The sequence below is a fragment of the Methylosinus sp. is20ea genome, assembly GCF_059718135.1.
Genome location: NZ_AP046088.1, coordinates 90,572 through 108,703, shown reverse-complemented (window position 1 = coordinate 108,703; position 18,132 = coordinate 90,572). Strand labels below are relative to the sequence as shown.

Sequence of the window (18,132 nt, the reverse complement as noted above, 5' to 3'; positions counted from 1 at the left end):
CGATTGACCCTGCCCCCAACGGAAAATACTCATAGTGGAATACCTTACCGGCTTTGCCGGATTGGATTCCACGGGGGCAGGACAGAATGAACAAGATCAAAGCGCCGTTTTCTCTGCGCAGCCTCCGACGCGGCTCGTCCGCGCCGGCGCCGCGCATCGACGGCCCGTCCGCGAAAGTATTGGGGGCTGCGGCTTTGCTCGTCGCGGGCGTCGGCGTCGCGACGGCGCAGGAGTCGACGCAGCCATTGCCTGCGGTGCGCGTCGACGCGCCGAAAGAAAAGCCGAAGCCGGTCGTTCACGCCGCGGCGGCCGCGCATCACGCCGCCAAGCCGCGTCGCACGACGCGCGCTCCGGCGCAGCAGCCGGCCGGGCCGCAGGGCGGCGTGCAGGGCGCTCAGACCGCGCAGGCGGGGACGGGCGGCGGCGCCGCGCCGGCGGACGCCAATCCCTACGCCGATCCGAAGGCGCCCTATAAGGCCGATCGCCTGTCGTCGAATAAATTCACCCAGCCGTTGCTGAACACGCCGCGCACCGTCACCGTCCTCACCAAGGAAATTCTCGAGGACAAGAACGCCACCACGCTGAAAGAGATCGCCCGCAGCACGGCCGGCGTCACGCTCGGCTCGGGCGAGGGCGGCAACGCCTTCGGCGACCGTTTCTTCATTCGCGGCTTCGACGCCCGCAACGATATATTCGTCGATGGCGTCCGCGATCCGGGCGTCAGCCTGCGCGAGAATTTCTACACGGAGCAGGTGGAGATCCTGCGCGGCCCGGGCTCGACCTTCGCCGGCCGCGGCACTGCCGGCGGCGCGCTGAATATCGTCACCAAACAGGCCAAGGATCAGGATTTCACCGATGTGAAATTCTCCGGCGGCCCTTCGGACAATTCCAAGCGCATCACCGTCGATGTGAACAAGGCGATCAGCCCGATTCTCGCGGTGCGCGTCAACGGGCTCTTCCAGGACGCCAATGTCGCGGGACGCAATTATGTCACCGACGATCGCAATGGCGTCTCGGGCTCCGTCGTCTTCAAGCCGATCGAGAATTTCACGCTCACGGCGAATTACACGCATTCCTATCAGAACGGCCTGCCGGACTTCGGCATTCCCTATAATCGGAACACCAATCGGCCCTTCTCGGAAGGCGTGACGTCGCGCAGCACCTGGTACGGTCTGCTCAATCGCGACTTCCAGAAATATCGCCAGGACTTCGGCACTTTCACCGGCGAATATCGCGTCAACGACGATCTGAAGATCACCAGCCGCCTGCGGCAGGAACGCTCGGTCATCGATTATATCGGCACGCTGACGCAGAGCGCGAGTCAGGCCGCGTCCTCGGTCAATATCGGCGCGCAGAGCCGTTATCAGGTGACCAATGTTCTCGCGAGCCAGACCGACATAAATTACAAATTCGCCACTGGCCCGGTGAAGCACGAAGTGGTGCTCGGCGCCGAATACAGCCGTGAAGGCGTCACGCGAACCAATTATCAGGGGCTCGTGTCGGAGTTCAACGGGCTCGCCTCGGTGGGCGGCGCGCTTGTCTGCAATCTCTATCTGCCCTGCAATGCACTGCCTTTCCCCAATGAGCCCTATCTCAATCAGAATGTGACGCGCGTCGCGGTCGACACCAAGGCCGGCTATCTGATCGAGACGGCGAATTACGAGGATATCGTCATCGCCAACGCCGGCGTGCGCTTCGACGATTACACGATCAGCAACCGCAACGAGGCCTATACGACCTTCGCCGCCAATCATTCGTCTTTGGTGAACTATAATTTCGGCCTCGTGCTGAAGCCCTTGCCGGAGGTGAGCCTCTATGCGGCCTATGCGACCTCCGCCAATCCGGTCGGCGCGGAACTCGACGGCGGCGCCGCCAATTACGGCGGTCTCACCACGGCGGTGCAGATCTTCCCGCCGCAGCGCAATTACGCCAAGGAGATCGGCGCCAAATGGGAGCTGTTCGATCGGCATCTCCTGGCCACGGCGGCGCTGTTCCGCACCGATGTGACCGGCGCGCGCGAGGTGAACGGCTCGGTGACGAGTGGCGACGCGGCCTATTACGTGCAGGGCGCGGATCTGGAAATCGCCGGCAATATCACCGACAAATGGAGCGTGACCGGCGGCATCGTCATCATGGAGTCGAAAGTCACGCGCTCGCAGATCGCCACCAATGTCGGCCTGCAGCTCGCCAATATCGCGCATGAATCCTTCAGCCTGCTGAGCAAATACAAGCTCGGCGATCTCTTCGGCCTCGATCCGGACACGATCGAATTCGGCGGCCAGGCGGTCTATCGCTCGAAGATCTACGGCGGCAACAATATCATCGCCAATGGCGCGACGAGCGTGAACGGCGTGACCGGTTGGCCCGCGCCGACTGCGGCCAATCCCTTCGTGAATGTGCCGACGGTGCTGCCTTCCTATTGGCGCTTCGACGCGTTCCTCGAAGGCAAGGTCACGGAGAATATCACGCTGAAGGTCTCGGTCGTGAATTTGTTCGACCGCACCTATTATGACGCCTTCTATCAGACCGCCACGCCCTTCACCCAAGTGGCGCCCGGCCGCACCGTGCTGTTCGAGGCCCGTGCGAAATTCTGAGACGCGCCTTTTACGGCGGGCGCCGGCTCCCTTGGAAAAGTTTCAAACAAGGAGCCGGCGCCTTTCCTCGGCGCTTCGAAACATGGAAGGTGCGGCGACAGAGGGGTCCCCATGCTGATCTGCGTCCCGGACGTTCTGAGCAAGGAGGCGGTCGCCCAGTTCCGCAGCGTCATGGACGCGGCGGACTGGGAGGACGGCGCCTCCACCGCCGGCGCGCAGCCGCCCTCGGTGAAGAGCAATGAGCAGCTGCCGCCCAATGGCGAATTGTCGCGGCGCCTCGGCGAGCGCCTGTTGCAGGCGATCGTCTCGCATCCGGGCTTCGTCTCGGCGGCGATTCCGCTGCGCATCTATCCGCCCATGTTCAATCGTTATCGCGTCGGCCATCGTTTCGGCGTGCATGTCGACAATGCCGTGCGTGGCGATCCGCTGACCGGAACGCGCATTCGCGCCGATCTCGCCGTCACCATCTTTCTCTCCGAGCCGGACGAATATGACGGGGGCGAGCTGGTCGTCGACGACGCCTATGATTCTCATCAGGTCAAGCTTCCGGCCGGCGCGCTCGCCGTCTATCCGGCGAGCGATCTGCACATGGTCGCGCCGGTCACGCGCGGCGCGCGCGTCGCCTCTTTCTTCTGGGTGCAGAGCATGATCCGTCAGGAGAGCGTGCGCGATGTGATCTATGACCTCGACACGGCGATCCAGGAGCTCGCGCCGCGCCTCGGCGGAGATGACGAGGATGTGATGAAGCTCGGCGGCGTCTATCACAATCTCATCCGCCATTGGAGCGAGGTATGAGGGTCGCGCCATGCTGATCTGCATACCCGATGTGCTCGATGCGCGGCAGGTCGCCCATTTTCGCGACGTGATGTCGCAGACCGCGTGGGAAGACGGCCGCACGACGGCCGGTGCGCAATCCTGCCTGGTGAAGAATAATCTCCAGCTGCCGCAGGATGGCGCCGCTGCGCGCGAATTGGGCGATAGGGTGCTCGATGCGCTCGCAGCCTGTCCGACTTTCGTCTCCGCGGCTCTGCCGCTGAAGATTTTCCCGCCGCTGTTCAACCGCTATGGGGCCGGACACGACTTCGGCCTGCATGTCGATAACGCCATTCGCGGCGTGCCGCGCACATCGGTGCGCATTCGCACCGATCTCTCCGTCACTCTGTTTCTCGCCGACCCCGACGAATACGACGGCGGCGAGCTCGTCATCGAGGACCATTATGGCGCGCAGGAAGTGAAGCTGCCCGCAGGTCATCTGGTGCTCTATCCATCGACCAGCCTGCATCTCGTGCGAGAGGTGACGCGTGGTGAGCGCATCGCCTCGTTCTTTTGGCTTCAAAGCATGATTCGCGACAACGTGGTACGTTCGTTGCTATTCGATTTGGACCAGACGATTCAAGGACTCACGGGGAGGCTCGGAGCGGGCGATCCGGCCTGCGTCAAGCTGACAGGCGTCTATCACAATCTCATTCGCATATGGGCGGAAGCATGAAACGATCATACCAGACGTTCACGATCGCGGCCTCGTCGCTTCTCCTCTCGATGTCTCTCGCTTTCGCGGAAGGACGCACGGACATCGTCAATCGTCCGCATGATCTCTCGATATCGAGCATGTTCCTCAATGCCGATATCGTCGTGAAGATCGTCATGCTCGGCCTCGTCGCCGCCTCCATCGGCACATGGACGGTGCTCATCGCAAAGACGATCGAATTGAAGCGCGCACGCACGCGCATTCGCGACTCGATCGAACGTCTGCAGGATGCGCGCGGCCTTTCCGAAGCGCGTCTCGCGCTCGGCGCCGCCGATCCTCTGGCGAGCGCTCTGATCGCCGAAGCGCTGCGCGAGTTTCGTCTCTCCTCCGATCTTTCGTCCGCCGGCGGATTGAAGGAGCGCGTCGCGTCGAGCTTCGCCGAGATCGAGCGCGCCGAGAGCCTCTCCATTCGTCGCGGCACGGGCCTGCTCGCTTCGGTCGGCTCCACCGGCCCCTTCATCGGCCTGTTCGGCACGGTCTGGGGCATTATGAACGCGTTCATCGGCATTTCGAAAGCGCAGACGACCAATCTCGCCGTCGTCGCGCCGGGCATCGCCGAGGCGCTGCTCGCCACCGCCATCGGCCTCGTCGCCGCCATTCCCGCGGTGCTGATCTATAATCATCTGGCGCGGCAGACGGGCGCCTATCTCGAGCTCGTCTCCAATCTCTCCGGCGAGCTGCTGCGCATCGTCTCGCGCGATCTCGATCGCGGCGTCCAGCAGGCGCCCGCCGCGCTGCGCGCCGCGGAGTAACGCCAATGGCCGGCAATATCGGAGGATCGCCGCGCGGCGCGCTCGAAGAGACTCACGAGATCAATGTCACGCCCTTTATCGACGTCATGCTGGTGCTGCTGATCATCTTCATGGTGGCGGCGCCGCTCGCCACTGTCGATCTTCCCGTCGATCTGCCGGCCGCGAGCGCGGCGACGCACGCCAAGCCCGACAAGCCGGTCTATCTCACCATTCAGGCCGATCTCGCCTTGGCTCTGGGCGAGACGCAAGTGAAGCGCAATGATCTCATCGCCTCGCTCGACGCGCTCGCGGGCGGCGACAAGGACAAGCGCGTCTTCCTGCGCGCCGACACGGCCGTGCCCTATGGCGAGATGATGGCCATTCTCGAGCGCCTGCGCGCCGGCGGCTATAGCAAGATCTCTCTCGTCGCGCTCGACGCCGGCGGAGCGACGACGGGCGGGGCGACGAAATGAGCGTCGCCGCCGATCTCGGCAATTCGGGCGCGAACAATCGCGTCTGGCGCGGCGCGGCGCTGGCCGCGCTGGCGGCGCATCTACTCGCGCTCGCCGCCATTTTCGTCGTCTTCGAGATCGAGCCGGACGATGACTCGAGCGGCGCGCCGGCGATCGAGATCGGCCTCGCGCCGGCCGCGCCGCACGTCGAGGATTCGCCCGACGCGCCGCCGGGCCCGCAGGCCGACGAGGCCGCCGCCGCCGCGCCTGCCGTCGCCGCCTCGCAGACCAAGGACAATGACGATCCCAAGATCGCCCGCGTCGAGGCCGACGACGCCGATTATACGACCGCCGAAAAGCACGAGAAGCCGGTGGAGGAGCCGACGAAGCGCGAGGCGACGCCGGTGATCTCGGCGGAGTCGGCGGCCTCCGAGGCGGCCGCGCCGCCACAGACCGACGCGCTCGCCGAGGCGCCGCGCGCCGTCGCGCCCGCGCAAGGCGCCGACAAGGCCGCGCGCGCGGCCAAGCTCACTTGGCTGAAGGCGTTGATGGCGCATCTCAATCGCGCCAAGCGCTATCCGAGCGGCGCGGGCCGGCGCGCTGGCGAGGTCGCCGTCGCCTTCACGCTCGACCGGCTCGGCCATGTGGTGAGCGCGAGCGTCAAGCGCTCCGCCGGCGATCGCGCCTTCGACGACGCCGCGCTCGCCATGATGAAACGCGCTGATCCCGTGCCGCCGCCGCCGCCGGCCGTCGCCGATGAGGGTCTCACCTTCGAGGTGCCGGTTCAGTTTCGCGCCGATAAGCACTGAAGCGGCGATCGACAGCTACGGAACATGCTAAGCTTCGGGAGAAATTCAACCGAAGGGACGGCATGACTGAGAGAGCCTCTTTCCTGCGCGATCTCGCGCGCGTCAAATCTCTGGAGACTCTCGCGGCGGAGTCCGGCAGGCCGAGCGAGCTGCGCCGCGTGCTCGGCCTTTGGCAATTGACCAGTATCGGCCTCGGAGGGCTGATCGGCGTCGGCATTTTCGTTCTAACCGGCGTTGTGGCGGCGACGCAGGCGGGGCCCGCGGTCTCGCTGTCCTTCCTCATCGCCGGCGTCGCCAGCGCCGCGGCCGCGCTCTGCTACGCCGAATTCGCCGGCATGATCCCGGCGGCGGGCAGCGCCTATACTTACGCTTATGCGGTGCTCGGAGAGCTCGCGGCCTGGATCATCGGCTGGGACCTGTTGCTCGAATATGCGCTCGTCGTCGCGGTGGTCTCCATCGGCTGGTCCGGCTATCTGCAGGCGCTGCTGGGCCAGCTCGGCCTCGCTCTGCCGGTCTGGGCCTCGGGCGCCGCCGGGACGGGCGAGGGCAGAATCGTCGATCTCGCGGCGATATTGGGCGCGCTCTTCGTCGCCGGCGTGCTCGTGCTGCGTATCGAATGGGGCGCGCGCTTCAACGCCGTCATGGTTGTGGTGAAGATCGCCGCGGTTCTGCTCGTCGTCGCCGTGGGTCTGCCGCATGTGCGCGTCGAGAATTGGACGCCCTTCATGCCCTATGGTTTCGGCGGCGTCGTCGAGGGCGCGGCGGTCGTGTTCTTCGCCGTCTTCGGCTATGACACGCTGACGACCGCGGCAGAGGAGGCGAAAGACCCGCAGCGCCAATTGCCGCGCGCGGTTCTGCTCTCGCTCGGCGTCGCGCTCACGCTCTATGTGGTGATGTCGATCGTGCTCACCGGAATGGTGCGCTACGACACGCTGAACAATCCGGCGCCTGTCGCCGCGGCCTTCACCGCCGTCGGCCTTCCCTGGGCGACCTTCGTCATTTCGGTCGCCGCGGTCGCGGGCATCATCAGCGTCATGCTCGCTTTTCTGCTCGGCTGCGCGCGCATCTGCTTCGCCATGAGCCGCGACGGGCTTCTGCCCGCCTGGTTGTCGCATGCGCATCCGCGCTTTCATACGCCGCATCGACCGACGCTCGTCATCGGCGCGCTGACGGCCGTCGTCGCCGGCCTCTATCCGATCCGCGAAGTCGCCGAGCTCGTGAATATCGGAACGCTTTCGGCCTTCGTCGTCATCTGCATTTCCGTCATCGTGATGCGGCGCACGCGGCCGGATGCGCCGCGCAGCTTTCGCACGCCGCTCGTGCCTTTCATTCCGCTCGCCGGCGTCGGCTTCTCGCTCTGGCTTCTCTCCAAGCTGCCCGCCGCGGCCTGGGAGCGTTTCGCGATTTGGATGATTCTGGGGCTGATCTTTTATTTTTGCTATGGCCACAAGCGAAGCAAGCTCGCGCGTGCGGCGGACACGAGCGCGCAATCGGCGAAAGTGTAGCTTGAAAATTTGCGACGCCAGCTTCAGATAAATGAAAACAGGTCCGTGCGACGGACGTCGTCCCGACACGTCGCTCGGCGGGATCGGATCGAATGAGCGAAGTCGCGGGCGTATCCTCGGCTGTCGAGGGCACAAACAGGATCGTCGAGCTCGAGGCCGAGCTCGCCAGTGTCCAGGCCGAGCTACGCGCTGTGAAGGATCGCTATCGTGAGCTTCGCCATCGCGTGCGCAATGATCTGCAGGCGCTGGCGACATTGATCTCCGCGCAATCTCGGCGTCTCGAGAAGCCCGAAGGCTGCAGCAATTGCGCCATGCGCCTGCGCAGCGCGGTGGAGCTCCACAATGCGCTGGACGAGGACGACGACGCCGAAATCTGCATGTCCTCCTATCTCTGGGCGCTCTCCGAAGCGCGCCGCAAGGCTTTCGACGACCGCATCATCGGCGAGACGATCGCCGACGACGACATTTTTCTCGACTATCGTCGCGCGCAATGCGTCGGCCTCGTCTATGTCGAAGCCGTCACCAATGCGATGAAGCATGCGTTTCCCGGCGGAACGCGTGGCGAGGTGCAGGCGCGTCTGCGCCGCATCGGCGACAGGCTCGAGCTGACGATCTCCGACAATGGCTGCGGTTTCGATCCGGGCAAAGTGGTGAAGGGCGACGGGCTTCAGCTGATGCGAGGTCTCGCGCGTCAGCTCAAGGGCGAAGCTTTTTTCGAGCGTCTTGCGCAAGGCACATTGGTGCGGCTCGATTTCCCGGAGCATTTGGCGGCGATCCAATCGGATCGGAAACTGCTCTAGAGTCATTCCGGTTCAGATTGAACCGGAATGATTCTATATCTCCTTGTTCGGTCGTGTTTTCTTCACGCGAACCGGTTCCCACTTCGCTCGAAAACACTCTAGAGTCTTTTATTTTGACGCGTTTCCAACGCCGAACCGGCGTCCACTTCGGCTGGAAACTGCTCTAGCCGTAGCGGATCGCTTCTCCGTTCAGCGCTCTCACCACTCCCTTCGGGCGCTTCGCTGCGGCGGATCGCGCCACGAGACGAATGCGCCGCGTCGCGCCCGGCGCCAGATGCAGCCAATTTTCGGCGGCGCGGTAGTCTTCGTCTTCGATCGCCACCGATTGTGCGGCGACATCCGTCGTCAAGACGATGACAAATCCGTCGTCATCCTCTTCGATCGCCACGCGCAATCCGAGCTGCGACTTTCGGGCGCTGCGCCCGAGCGGGAAATGGAAAGCTTCGATCGTCGCGCCGTCCGCCGCGTCGACGAAGCGCGCCACTGTGAGGTCATGCGACGGCGGACCGAAATTATAGGCGAGCGCCGTGTCGAAAAAGCCGCCCCAGAATTCTGCGTCGCGCAATGTCGTGACGCCATGCGGCTCGACGACGATGCTGCGGTTCGCTTTCATCACCGGCACATGGCCGTCGCGGAAACAGCCGAGCGAAATCTCTCCCTCTATGCGCCGCGGACCGTCGTTGCGCAAATGGATGAAGAGGCCGTTGACGCTCTCGTCGGTCAATATCAGCGACAGCGGACGAAAGGCGCGCTTTGCCGCATGATAGGCCGATTTCGGCTCGCCCTGCGCGTCCAGGACGCCCCAGCCGGCGCCCGGCCACATATCCTTGAAGAACCAGACGATCGCGCCATGCGTCGTGGAGCCCCCGCGCCGCCATTCGCCGATCGCCGCCTCTATCGTCTCGGCGACTGACGCGCGCGCTATGTCGAGATAGAGCTGCGGATCGCTCTCGCGCAGCGTCGCGGGATCGCAGCCATAGAGCAGGCGCATATAATGTTCGGTGACGTCGCCGAATGTCTGTGTCGCGCCCATATCGCGCGCGACGCGCGCGGCAAAGAGCGGCGAGGCGAGCGGCGCTTCGCCGAAATCGCGGCGCAGCGTGGCGTCTTCCGCTATATTGGCGAAGCCGAGGCATTCCGAGGCGAAACGCACATTGGCGCGGCGCGCGTCATCGAGAGGGCGTCGATAGGCGCCGACGCCATAGTAATGCGACACGCCTGTATCTGCATGGAAGGGCAGCGGGCCGCCGGAGGGCGAGTTCTCGACATAGATCGTATCCGGGCGCTGCTCGCGAACGAGATTCGGCAAAATCTCGTCGAAGAGCGGCGAGCGCCATTTTGTCTCGGCGAGGCCGAGCATGGCGGCCTGCTGATAGATTTCGCTGCCGCCGCAGAGAACGGCGAGCGACGGTGAAGATCGCGTCCGCGCCAGAAACTCCGTCGCCTCGCGCTCGACGCTGGCGCAAAAGCCCGTATCCTGAATCGGATAATCGAAATTGGCGAAGGCGAAATCCTGCCAGACCATGAGCCCGAGCTCGTCGCAGAGCGCGTAGAAATCATCGCTCTCATAGAGCGTGACGCCCGGAATGCGAACCATATTCATGCCGGCGTCGCGCATGGCGCGCAGCAGCGGCGCGCAATCTTCTCGCCCGCCGGCGAGCGACACGACGTCGGCCGTCGTCCAGCAGGCGCCGCGGCAGAACAGTGGAATATCATTCACGCTCAGCGCGAAGTCTGCGCCATCCGCGCCGCGATCGACGCGAATGTCGCGAAAGCCCGTGCGGCCGAGATCGATGCGGCGATCGCCGATCTGCGCCGCGGCCGCATAGAGATGCGGCTCGCCATGCGTATGCGGCGTCCACAGCTTCGCGTCGGGTAGAGACAGCTCGGCGGTGATGCGATTGTCCGACACGCGCTCGAAGCGCGCGTCCACATCGCCGCAGAGGAGGCGCGCTTGCGCATCGGCGCCGCTCGCGAGCTCTAGCGTGACGCGCAGGCTCGCGCGACGCGCGCTCACAACCGGACGCATGTCGACGTCGAGCAGGCGCAGCGCGCCATGCTCGATCAATTCGACCGCGCGCCAGGGCCCGACGGGCGGCGTCGGCGGCGCGAAGCCGGGCAGGCGGCCGAGCGCCGTGGTGCGGATATGGCGCAGGCCGGCCGGCGTGATCATGCGCGGCCGCCAGCGCGCACGGCCACTCTTGGTCGCGATCTCGCGCTCTACGGAGCGAAAACGTATGTGGAGATCATGCGCGCCGGGCGTCTCGATCTCGATGGCGTGCGCATGGAACATATTGTCCGAGCGCAGCGCGAGCCGTCCGTCGAGATAGACATCGGCGAGGCTCGCGAGCCCGTGCAGTCGCAGCTCGGCCGGCGCCGGATTGGTGAAGGACGTCTTGTACCAGACGTCGATGGAGTCGAGTGGCGGCAGATCGTCGAAGCGCGCGCCGTCCTCGATCAGCGCCTGCGCCAGCGTGCCGGGAACGCGCGCGGCGCGCCAGCGCGCCGCGGTGGGAATGGCGGAAGGCTCCGTCCATTCGCCGGCCTCGTCGATCGCAAAAGACCAGGAGGCGTCGAGACGTAGGCGCCTCTCTCCTTCGATGCGCGCGCGCATATGCGTTCTCAGCGCAGCTTCGCCGCGAGACCTCCGAACAAGCCGTCATAGACGCAGGCGAGCTCGTCGAGCGTCTCGCGCGGATCATAGACGCGCTTGCGCGAGGAGGCGCGCGCCGCCTGGAACTGCATCGCCTTGGCGCCGGCGGAAATGCGGCGGCAGGCTTCCGCTTCCGCGGCGAGATCGCCATTCGGCCGCAGCCAGTCGAGATGGCTGCCGAGCAGCTCGAAATTGGCGCCGAGCTGGCGGAATGTGTTGAAGGCGAGGCTGTGGAAGAAGCAGGGCAGGCGCGCCTCGAGCACGGTCCACAAAGCCGGGAAGCGTGCGGCGAAGGCGCGGATGGGATTGTCGCTCGGGCGACGTGCGAAATGCTCGCGCGCGAGATCTTCGGCCAGTCCGCGAATGTCGTCATGCGCGCGCTCGCGGTCGAAGCGCACGAATTCGGCGTAGGGAAACAGCGCCGACGGATCGCGCGTCTCGCCGGCGCGGCCGAAGATTGCGTCGAAGTCTTCGCGGTCCAGCGCGAAATATCCGTCATTGTGGAAATAGTCGATACGCCGCGCGACGAGATCGATCTCGGCGACGCCGATCGTCGTCTTGGAGTGATCGATGCGATAGGTGACGCCGCGCGTGTCCGGCAGATGATAGCCGTCCACCTCCACCATCACCACGCGGCCGCGCGCCGTCTGGCGCGCGATGTGATCGTCGAGCCGATCATAGAGCGCGAGCTCCTCGACGCGCAGGCCGTAGAGTCGCTCGAGATCGGCGAGGCGCGGCTTGAAGAAGGTGAATTGATCCTCTTCGCAGTCCTGCGCCAGCGTGAATCCGAGCATGGCCTCGGGCTCGAAGCCGCGCATGGCGACGAGCTCGATCATGAGATCGACATAGCAATTCGTCTGCGGCCAGTCGCGCTCCGCATGATGCAGCGCATGACGGAAGTGCGGCTTCGCCGGTTTTGGCGGCGAAAGCTCCGCGTCAGAGAGAGAGAGCAGTGCGGACTGAGGTCGGCCAGCCATTGGTGTCGATCCCGTGATGTTTGAACAAAGCGAGGGCGAGGCGCTCCATGCCGAAGCCGACGCAAGCGGTGTGCGCGGTCTCGCCGGAGGCGGTCTTGATGTCCCAGAGCGCGCCGAAATGATCCTGATGATAGTTGAAGCTCTGGCACGCGGTCGGATTTTCCGCGCTCTCGATCGGCACGAGCAGCTCGAATTTGAGCGCCTGCTCGCGCTGGCTCGACGCCATCATGCGTCCGGCGCGGCCGAAGAAAGGATCGTTCGCGACATCGATGTGATGCGGCAGCTCGAGCTGCTCCGCAAAGTCGCGCGCGCGCTCCAGCCAGGATTCGCGGAAGCTCGCGGCCTGCTCCGGCAAGCCGATGCGGACGAATTCGCGCATGCGGAACATTTGCATGCGCGCCGGGTCCTTCGACGGCTCGTGGCGGAAGCAATAGGATTGAATGTCGAAGAGCCCGCCCTCGGCCGCGAGCGGCCCGCGCCGCGCGACGATCGGGTAGAGCGGATAGCAGGCGGCCGGCGTCAGCACTATGTCGGTCGCTTGCTGTCCGCCGGTCCATTGGCCGCCATTGTGAATATTGTCGAGAAGGGCGAGATGGTCCTTCTCGCTTCCCGCGAAGCTGTGCACGGTGCCGGCGAGCTGCGGGAAGTTTTTCATATAGCCGCTCTTCTCGAAGAGCGCGCGATTCATGCCGGGCGGAAAGCGGATGACCTCGGCGTGATCGTCCGCGCCGAAGCGCGTGATCAGCCGATCCATTCCTTCGATGACCGCCTCGAAGGCCTGGCCGCGGCCATAGAGTCCGTCGACGCCGGTCTCATGCAACACGCCTTTGGCGAAAAGGCGATCCATGAAGCTGTCGCAGGCCTGGCACATGGTCAGTCTCCCAGTCGCTGGTCGATGCGCTGCGCGAGCAGCAGATTGGACAGATTGGTGAAGATGCGGTCGTTGGAGATCATCACCTGCGCGGAGAGCGCGTCGCGCATATGGCGGCCGACGCTGAACGGCGTGTCGTTCTTGTAGCCGGCGATGCCGGCGATCAGCAGCGCATGATTGATGATCTCGATCGAGAGCTGCGACGAGCCGATCTTGATGTTGTTCATCGCCACGGCGAAGCTCATCGAATTGAGATCGTCCGCATTCTGCTGCGCCTTGGCGAAGCGCTTCAGCCCTTCGACGATATTGGCGCGCATGAGCTGCAGCTTGCTCGTCGCCTCGGCGAGGCGCAGCGCGCCGGGAGCCGGGCCGTTGGGATGACGACGCGCATCCTTGCGCACGAAGGATTGCGCGCGTGCGAGCGCGTCCGAGGCGACGCCATACCACACGGCGCTCCACAGAAGATGCGCGGTCGCGAGCATAGATTCCGAAGCGATCTCGGCGAAGTCATGGGTGAAGATCTGCTCGACGGGCGCCTCGCCGCTGAAGGTGAAGCCCTCGCTGCAGGTGCCGCGCATTCCGAGCGCGTCCCAGCCGCCGGTGCGCTCGAGCCGAAATTGGCTCTTCTCGAGCACGGCCATCTGCTGATCGGAAGGCGGCGCGTCCGGCGCGCGACGCGCCGTGACGAGGATCGCGTCCGAATAGGCGCCATAGGAGATGAGCGCGCCTTCCTTGGCGACGCGGAAGATCGCGCCGTCGCGCTCGAACGCGCAAATGCTGTTGCGCATATTGCCGCCGACGCCGCCTTCCGTCGTTGCCGAGCCGAGCAGCAGCTGCTCGTCGCAGAGGCGGCGCATGAAGGCCTCGTGCCAGGCGCCGCCGCGGCCATGCGCGATGAGGCTCGACACTTTGATCTGATGCATCGCGAAGATCATCGCGGTCGAGGCGCATCGATGGCCGAGCGAGGTGCAGATCTCGGCGACATCGGCGAGCGAGGCTCCGCCGCCGCCGAATTCGTTCGGGATCAGCAGAGACAGCAAGCGTGCGTCTTTGAGCGCCTGGATCGCTTCGATCGGGAAGCGGCCATTGCGGTCGACATCGTCGGCGTGGCGGGCGGCTGTCGCAACGACATGCGCTCCGCGATCGAGCGGCGCATTCATCAGGCGGCTTCCTCTGCCTCGAGTTCATGCAGGCAACCGGCGATCGCGGCGATCGACGAGAAGCTGCGGCGATTGAGCATGCGATCGGGGAATTCGATGTCGAAAGTCTCCTCGAGCGCCAGCATGAGCTGGACTGCGGCGAAGGATGTGAGGCCCGTCGCGTATAGATCGGCGTCGTCGCCGATCGTGGCGGCCGCGACGGACAAACGTCCTTGTTCGTCGACCAGTCGTCTAATCGTATCGAGCATCATCTTCTCCATCGACCAAGCTCTAGTTTCATCCTCACCATACGCCGTTGCGCAGTATTTTCAGCTCATTTGCGGTTCGTTGGTGAACAGTTTGCGGATTTGATCGTTGCCAAATTCGTTCCGTAAAATTTGACCCGTTTTGGAAAGAACTCGCCGCGATTTGCGTGAAAATGATACGCGGTTATGATGGTCTGGACACAAGCGAGACACCCGGGGCGTCCCGATATCTGTCACGACCGGCTCGGTGGAGCGAATCCGCGCCGCGGACCCTATTTTCGACATGAAGAGGATGAATGAGAGAGAGGAGTTTAAGAAAAGTTAACCATGAACTGGAACATTCGCGTCCAACGCGAATGCGGGGCTGTACTCGCTTGTTCGACGTCGGAACGGAACTCGCGTGATGTTGGATTATGAATCCGGGTCGAAAAGTCTCGCAGAGCGTGAACGGCCTGCCGCCGCGGAGGCGCCGCGTCCCCGTTCCGCGGTGACGCCGGGACGATTGATCGCGCTCGCGCTTCGCAACAAGCTGTTTATTCTCGCGGTGGCGCTGGCCGGCGCGTCGGGCGGATATGCGCTGACCAAGCTGCTGACGCCGCGCTATGTCGCGGCGGCGCAGATCTACCTCGATCCGCGCGGGCTGCCCGGTCTCGAGGGCGACGCCAATCAGGGCCAGGATTCGACCGGCTTCATCAATTTCGTCGAGACGCAGACGCGCATTTTGACCTCGCAGGTCGTGCTGGAGCGCGTCGTGGAGGCGGAGAAGCTCACCGAAGATCCCGAGTTCGGCGCCACGACCTCCTTTTTCGGCAAGCTGTTCGGCCGCTTCGGCCGCACGCCGACGAAGGAGGAGATCGCCGACGGCGCGGTGCGCGTTCTCGGCACCAAGATCATGGTGCGTCGCCCGGAGCGCACTTTCATCATCGACATCGCCGCGTCGAGCGACAATGCGCAGAAGTCGGCCCGCATCGCCAATGCGGTGGCGCAGGCCTATATCGACGTGCGCGCCGCCATGCATTCGGACGCGGCGCATCAGGCGGCGACGTCCTTCACCGGGCGCCTCGACGGGCTGCGCGAGCGCCTGCTCGTCGCCGAAAAGGCGGTCGAGGCCTATAAGGCGGAAAACGGCTTCGTCGGCACGCGCGATTCCTATATCGACGAGCAGCGGCTCAAGGAGCTCAATCAGCAGCTCACTTTCGCGCGCACGCGGCTCGAGGACACGCGCTCGCGCTTCGAGCAGGCGCAACGGGCGGCGCATTCCGACACCGAGCTCGCCGCCATCGCCGCCAATATGAACCTCATGACGTTGAACGCCTTGCGCGGGCAACAGGCGGAGGCGGCGCAAAAGCTCGCTGATCTCTCCGCCGAGCTCGGGCCGCAACATCCGGTCGTCAAAAATGCGACGGCCCGGCTCGCCGAAACGCGGCGCCTCGTCAGCACGGAGCTCACCCGCGTCGCCGCGTCGCTGCGCAAGGATTACGAGCGGGCGCGCGGCACAGAAGAGGCGCTGAACCGGCAAATGCAGAAGCTCGAGGGCAAGGCCGTCGTCTCGGCGCAAGCCTCGGTCAAGCTTCGCGATCTCGAGCGCGAGGTCGAGGTCAGCCGCACGATCTACGAATCCTTCCTCACGCGCTCGCGTCAGACCGGCGAGGCGCGTCAGCTCGACGCCGCCAGCACGCATATCATCACAATGGCGACGCCGCCGATCGCGCGCAGCTTCCCGCCCGGTGCCGGGCTGATGACGAGCGCGGGCTTCGTCGCCGGCCTCACTTTCGGTCTCGGTCTCGCCTTTCTGCGCGAGCGCGGTTTCGGCGGCTCCGACCCCGAGGAGGGTCGGCGGCGCGACCGGGAGGCGGCGCCTTTGCGCGTCGCCGTGACCGATGCGACGAAATTCACCGTGCGCGGCCCGACGGCCGGCCCGGACAGGCTCGAATTGACGCGCCTCGGCATTCCCTTCGTGCGCCCCTTCGCCGATCGCCGCGAACTGGAGGCGGTGGTGTCGCGCTTCGGCGCTCTCGTCGCGCAGAGCGCGCATCGGCCGCTGGTCATCGGGCTCGTCGGCGATGCGCCGGGCTCGATCCGCACGGTGATGGCGGTCAATATCGCTCTGGCGCTGCGGCTGCAGCATCTCGAGGTCGCGCTTGTCGACGCCGATCGCGACAACGCCGCGCTCACCGTCCTCATAGAGGATGGTCTCGAGGCTTTCGGCGACGCTGACGATCCCTTCGTGCGGACCAATGACAGCGTGCTGCTGGCGCTACCCGCGATCGATCGACGCTCGCGCGCGGCCGGCGCGGTCGAGCGCATCGTGGATGGCTTTCGCGACGGCAATCCGGCGGAGGTCGACATCGTGCTCTGCGACGGCGTCGGACAGGACGAGAGCATGTTCGAGCGGCTCGACTTCGTGGCGCCGGTGCTCGGGCGCGACCAGGACGAAGAGACGGCGATCGCCGAGCTTCCCGAGGCGCTGCGCGCCAAGATCGCCGTGATTCTCCGGGTCGATCATAGCGACCCCTGGCTGCCGCGGCGCGATGCGCGCCGACGATCGGAGACGCGCAGGACCGCCTGAAGCGGCGGCTCTTGTTTTTCCGCGCGGATGTGAAGGAAAGCGAAGGCTCTCGGGCTTTCGCGAAAGTCACTCGGCGGGAAGCGGCGCCGTTCCCATGGGCTCGAGATCGAGCGAGGCGGCGACTGCGGCGGCGGCGTCGCGCCAGCTCTGATCATAGAGCGACGACATCGGCCGCGACGTGCGGCGCTCGGCATGCGCGAGACGTTCGGCGTAGACGCGCGCATCCGCCTCATGCGGGAGCAGGATCAGCGAGCCGTCGGCGATAGCGCGACGATAGGCGCGATGATGGTCGAATTCGCCTGCCTCGCGCGGCGCGTTGACGATGACCGGCTTGCCGGACTGCAGGCAGGCGAGAACGCTGCCGCGGCGAGAGGTCAGGCCCTCGGGAAAACGATAGAGGAAGCAGTCGACCTCGCCGAATAGCGCGTGGAGCGGGCGCGCGCCGTCGACATAGCCGGTCACGACACAATCCTCGGAGAGGCCGAGCGCTTGCGCCTTGGCGCGAAACTCCTCCTCGACCCGATCGACGCCCTTGATGAAGTCGCCGATGAAAAGGCAAAGCGCTGGACGGCCGGCGTCGCGGAGCCTGGCGGCGACGTCCAGAACGAAGTCCGATTGCTTCTTCGGATAGATCGAGCCGAAATGGCCGATGATGATGCGCCCTTCGGCGCGCGCCTCGCGGATGCGTTCGGCGAGCGGGGAGGGGCTGTCCGGCTCGGTCGGCGGAATGTTGGACGGAATGGGCGCTATGACGCTGCGCGCGGGCAAGTTGCGCGCGGGCAGGAGCCGCGTCACGCCGCCCTTGGCGAAGCCGTCGCGCACGAAGGGCGAGGAGAAGACAAAACGCTGCGCGAAAAGGGCGTAGACGGAGATCACGAGCCGGCGCCGCCAGTCGAGATCGGCCCATTCATGCAGGACGAGGATGCGCCCGCGCCCGCGCAGCAGCGCCAGCACCAGCGCGACGAGAGGCGTCAGCACGACCTTTTTCCAAGCCACCACCGGCAGATTGATCGCCAGCGCGTCGACCTCGCCCAGCGCGCGCCAGATCGCCGCCCAATCGCCGACGCGGCCGGAGACCGGGAGCCGCTGCGCCTCGAGGCCGAGCTCGCCCCAGCGGGCCGCCACATGGCGCGCGAAAGATTCGACGCCGCAGGGCTGCGTCGTCGTCGAGACCAGAAACAGCGTCTTCTTGCGTTCGGTCGCGCGGATCATGAAAGATTCCCGTCCTGCATCAAAAT

General features: G+C 65.1%; 15 protein-coding genes. 9 read left to right on the top strand and 6 right to left on the bottom strand.

Annotation, left to right across the window (positions count from 1 at the left end):
- Positions 1-86 precede the first annotated feature (86 nt).
- From AC6IY7_RS00570 to AC6IY7_RS00535, 8 genes are all read left to right on the top strand, one after another.
- On the top strand, positions 87-2,594 hold the full coding sequence (locus AC6IY7_RS00570; RefSeq protein WP_497781033.1) for a TonB-dependent receptor: 2,508 nt from the start codon (positions 87-89) through the stop codon (positions 2,592-2,594).
- A 111-nt stretch (positions 2,595-2,705) separates the two neighbouring features.
- Entirely contained in the window at positions 2,706-3,389 is a 684-nt protein-coding gene (locus AC6IY7_RS00565) for a Fe2+-dependent dioxygenase (RefSeq protein WP_497781032.1), read from the top strand.
- Positions 3,390-3,399: 10 nt separating this feature from the next.
- Positions 3,400-4,083 (top strand): Fe2+-dependent dioxygenase, encoded by a 684-nt coding sequence (locus AC6IY7_RS00560; RefSeq protein WP_497781031.1) that lies wholly within the window; start codon positions 3,400-3,402, stop codon positions 4,081-4,083.
- Complete coding sequence (gene exbB, locus AC6IY7_RS00555) at positions 4,080-4,874, top strand: tonB-system energizer ExbB (RefSeq protein WP_497781030.1); 795 nt, start codon at positions 4,080-4,082, stop codon at positions 4,872-4,874. Before AC6IY7_RS00560 ends, exbB begins: the two co-directional genes overlap by 4 nt.
- Before the next feature lie 5 nt (positions 4,875-4,879).
- On the top strand, positions 4,880-5,326 hold the full coding sequence (gene exbD / locus AC6IY7_RS00550; RefSeq protein ID WP_497781029.1) for a TonB system transport protein ExbD: 447 nt from the start codon (positions 4,880-4,882) through the stop codon (positions 5,324-5,326).
- Positions 5,323-6,114, top strand: a complete 792-nt coding sequence (locus AC6IY7_RS00545; protein ID WP_497781028.1) for an energy transducer TonB family protein — start codon at positions 5,323-5,325, stop codon at positions 6,112-6,114. The genes exbD and AC6IY7_RS00545 overlap by 4 nt, the downstream gene beginning before the upstream one ends.
- 62 nt (positions 6,115-6,176) lie before the next feature.
- Positions 6,177-7,619 carry an amino acid permease gene (locus AC6IY7_RS00540; RefSeq protein ID WP_497781027.1) on the top strand — a complete coding sequence of 481 codons (1,443 nt, stop codon included), beginning with the start codon at positions 6,177-6,179 and terminating at the stop codon, positions 7,617-7,619.
- 92 nt (positions 7,620-7,711) lie between these two features.
- Complete coding sequence (locus tag AC6IY7_RS00535) at positions 7,712-8,419, top strand: sensor histidine kinase (protein ID WP_497781025.1); 708 nt, start codon at positions 7,712-7,714, stop codon at positions 8,417-8,419.
- Between the two features lie 163 nt (positions 8,420-8,582).
- Here the strand turns inward: AC6IY7_RS00535 and AC6IY7_RS00530 are convergent, their stop codons facing one another.
- Genes AC6IY7_RS00530 through AC6IY7_RS00510 form a run of 5 tightly spaced genes read right to left on the bottom strand, consistent with a single transcriptional unit; the run spans position 8,583 to position 14,328 of the window.
- Positions 8,583-11,033, bottom strand: a complete 2,451-nt coding sequence (locus AC6IY7_RS00530) for a glycoside hydrolase family 2 protein (RefSeq protein WP_497781024.1) — start codon at positions 11,031-11,033, stop codon at positions 8,583-8,585.
- A gap of 8 nt (positions 11,034-11,041) precedes the next feature.
- Positions 11,042-12,049: a DUF1839 family protein gene (locus AC6IY7_RS00525; protein ID WP_497781023.1), complete on the bottom strand. Its 1,008-nt coding sequence runs from the start codon at positions 12,047-12,049 to the stop codon at positions 11,042-11,044.
- The gene (locus AC6IY7_RS00520; RefSeq protein WP_497781022.1) at positions 12,009-12,920 is read right to left on the bottom strand and encodes an amino acid--[acyl-carrier-protein] ligase; all 912 of its coding nucleotides are present in this window, start codon (positions 12,918-12,920) and stop codon (positions 12,009-12,011) included. The genes AC6IY7_RS00525 and AC6IY7_RS00520 overlap by 41 nt, the downstream gene beginning before the upstream one ends.
- Positions 12,921-12,922: 2 nt before the next feature.
- Entirely contained in the window at positions 12,923-14,080 is a 1,158-nt protein-coding gene (locus AC6IY7_RS00515) for an acyl-CoA dehydrogenase family protein (protein ID WP_497781021.1), read from the bottom strand.
- Entirely contained in the window at positions 14,080-14,328 is a 249-nt protein-coding gene (locus AC6IY7_RS00510; RefSeq protein WP_497782754.1) for an acyl carrier protein, read from the bottom strand. Before AC6IY7_RS00510 ends, AC6IY7_RS00515 begins: the two co-directional genes overlap by 1 nt.
- A 400-nt stretch (positions 14,329-14,728) precedes the next feature.
- On the opposite strand from AC6IY7_RS00510, the gene AC6IY7_RS00505 reads away from it, so the two are divergent.
- A complete protein-coding gene (locus tag AC6IY7_RS00505) occupies positions 14,729-16,894 on the top strand; it encodes a GumC family protein (protein WP_497781020.1) in 2,166 nt (721 codons plus the stop codon).
- Positions 16,895-16,960: 66 nt separating this feature from the next.
- Here AC6IY7_RS00505 and AC6IY7_RS00500 read toward each other — a convergent pair whose 3' ends face one another.
- Positions 16,961-18,106 carry a glycosyltransferase gene (locus AC6IY7_RS00500; RefSeq protein WP_497781019.1) on the bottom strand — a complete coding sequence of 382 codons (1,146 nt, stop codon included), beginning with the start codon at positions 18,104-18,106 and terminating at the stop codon, positions 16,961-16,963.
- Positions 18,107-18,132: the final 26 nt, after the last annotated feature.